A 2,635-nucleotide genomic window follows, 5' to 3' on the forward strand; every position below is an offset into this window, starting at 1 on the left:
TGGAAAATCCAGTGTAAGCTGCCCCCTAAAACCAAGCGATTCTGCCCCCTTAAAACATTCAACAATGCCCCCTTAAAAAGTCTTGACCGATGGGGTTATTATTATTTTAGTTTATTTCCCTCTGTATGCAGCCATTTTACGGACACTTTCTCCTGTCAGCTCAATCCGGTGCGCCGTATGTATAATACGATCCATAATGGCATCTGCTACTGTAGGGTCTCCGATTGCATCATACCAATTGTCCGTTGGCAGTTGCGAGGTGATGATGATGGACTTGCGCCCATGTCGGTCCTCTATTATATCGAGCAGGATGGGTCGTTCCTTGGCATCAAGGTTCACAAGGAAGAGGTCATCCAATATGAGCAGCGTGCTCCGTTCGATTCTCTTGAGTTCCGATTCCAGTGTGCCTTTTACTTTTGCCACCTTAAGCGTACCCATAAGTTTCGGAGCATTCGCATAATATGTCCGTATGCCCTTCTTGCAGGCTTCATACCCCATTGCTGTGGCAAGGAAGCTCTTCCCGGTACCGGATGACCCTGTGATGAAGAGGTTCTGTCCCTTGCGGATGAACTCCAGCGATGCAAGCCGCTCCATCTGATTGCGGTCAAGGCCACGCGGGATTGCATAGTCTATCTGCTCGAGGCAGGCCTTGTAGCGGAACGCCGCCCCGCGTATAAGGCGTTGGATGGCTGCATTGGCACGGTAGTCCCATTCCCTGGCAAGTAACATGTGCAGGAAAGAGTCGATTGTCATTGTTTCTGCCATAGTGGAGGTTAGGCTTTCAGTGAAGGCGGCGGCCATGCCGTGCAGCTTCATACGGTTCATCAGTTCGATTGTCAACGTGTTGCGGTCTTTTTCGACAGCTATCGGTGCGGTAAGATTATTTGTTTCCATTGTTGTCTCTATTTAAATGTTTTAATTGTGCGAAGTAGGCTGCTCCGCGGATGTTTTTGTGGATAGATGTTACGGGGACCTCATCGTCAATGTCGTCTTTTGACAGGAAGTCTGCATCATCCCCGCGTTCAAGGATCCGCCTTATCTCCTGATATCCGTATAGGCGCAGTTGCGTGGCGCATGCGCTTGCCGCCACCAACCGTTCCAGCCCGAAGGTCTTCTCCAACGCCATGATGCCTCTGCATGAACGGAACGCCGCGGGAGGATACTTCTTGAGTTCCGCCACCTTGCGCAGATACAGCAGCAGGACGTTATCTGTCTGGCCGGCCCGTTCGTAAATCTGTTCCAGATCCTTTTCATAACTTCCATGACGTCCGGGCAGTCCGTGGGCATCCTTGGTCGTATAGGAGTATGGCGTGTCATCGCGCTGGTGTGTGGTCACCAGACGCAGGCCATGATATATTTCCAGCGTGTCCGCATCATAGACAATCTCGACACGTTTGCCTATATACTCTTTCGGTACGCTGTAATGGTGAAGCCTGAAGGTGACATAGCCGTTACGCATTACTGTTGCGGAGCGTCGCTCTTTCATCTGATGGCGTATGGCGGGAAGCGGGCGGAGGCAGTCGGACTCAATCTGCTCGAACTGTTCCCGTCTGGACTGGGGACGCCCGCTCATCCTGCGTCCGTTGAAGGCCGAGAGCGATTCGGATATGGCCGCATTCAGAGACTCCAGCGAGTGGAATACAAGACCCTCGATGTCAGCGTAGACGGATCGGTAAAGTAGCTTCACGGCATTCTCCACCAAGGCCTTGTCCTTTGGATGACGTACCCGTGTGGGGTATACGGTACATCCGTAGTGTTCGGCAAATGCCGCAAACTCCTCGTTGATTACCGGCTCGTTACGGTCGCTGCGGGTTACCGCCGATTTGAGGTTGTCTGGTACGATCGCCATCGGAACCCCGCCGTAAAAATGAAGCGCGTTCTCACACGCCTTAATCAAGTCCTGTCTTGACTGGGACCAGACCGCCTCACAATAGGTATAGTGGCTGCACGGAAGTATGGCCACGAACACTTCAACGCTGCGACATTCACCGCTTTCACTGTCAACGACTTCCAGTTTGTCACCGGCGAAGTCGATATACATCTGGTCTCCGGCATAATGCTCGACATGGCCTACGACATGTGTCACCATACGGTAACGCATGAGATAGTTGCCGAAACTGGCATGTCTGTATCCGTCAGGATGGGTCTCGCGGTACTCTTCGTACAGGGTTTTCACTGTTACGCCTCGGCGGCTAAGCCGGGCAGCATACTCAGGAAGGAGTGCCTCAAGCTCAAGCTGGCGTTGTGACGGTTCCCTGTTACGGCCAACACCTTCAGAGAACATTTCCTGGATGCGAGCGGAAGGCATGGCGGCCAACTCCTTTATCGGTATACCACACTCTTGAAACAGGCGCACATATCTGCGCACCGTGTTGCGGGAAAGCTCAAAGCTCCTGCTTATCTGCTTTATCCCCATCCCCAATGCGTAACATTGGAGGATGTTTGCTATCTTTGTTGTCATAGTAGAAATGATTTTATCCCACCGGTCAAGACGGGAATCAAATCTACGAAAAATCCCCTGCCGGGCATTGCCAAGCAGGGGTATTTTTATATTGGAATCAAGGGGGTAGGATTATTTTAGCACAAGGGGGCAGAATCGCTTGGTTTTAGGGGGCAGCTTACACTGGATTTTCCA

The 2,635-nt window shown here is 51.8% G+C and carries 2 protein-coding genes; both read right to left on the reverse strand.

Annotated features, from left to right (window positions below; translation table 11 throughout):
* Positions 1–111: 111 nt before the first annotated feature.
* Positions 112–894, reverse strand: a complete 783-nt coding sequence (gene istB, locus DWY55_RS21705; RefSeq protein ID WP_005824105.1) for an IS21-like element helper ATPase IstB — start codon at positions 892–894, stop codon at positions 112–114.
* Positions 881–2,461 carry an IS21 family transposase gene (gene istA / locus DWY55_RS21710; protein WP_005829261.1) on the reverse strand — a complete coding sequence of 527 codons (1,581 nt, stop codon included), beginning with the start codon at positions 2,459–2,461 and terminating at the stop codon, positions 881–883. The genes istB and istA overlap by 14 nt, the downstream gene beginning before the upstream one ends.
* Positions 2,462–2,635: the final 174 nt, after the last annotated feature.

This window comes from Bacteroides sp. AF25-38AC (genome assembly GCF_003602995.1).
In the GTDB taxonomy this organism is placed as follows: Bacteria; Bacteroidota; Bacteroidia; order Bacteroidales; family Bacteroidaceae; genus Bacteroides; species Bacteroides uniformis.

Coding starts and splice junctions, on each gene's coding strand:
- istB (WP_005824105.1), bottom strand. CDS start 894: ATGGAAACAAATAATCTTACCGCACCGATAGCTGTCGAAAAAGACCGC.
- istA (WP_005829261.1), bottom strand. CDS start 2,461: ATGACAACAAAGATAGCAAACATCCTCCAATGTTACGCATTGGGGATG.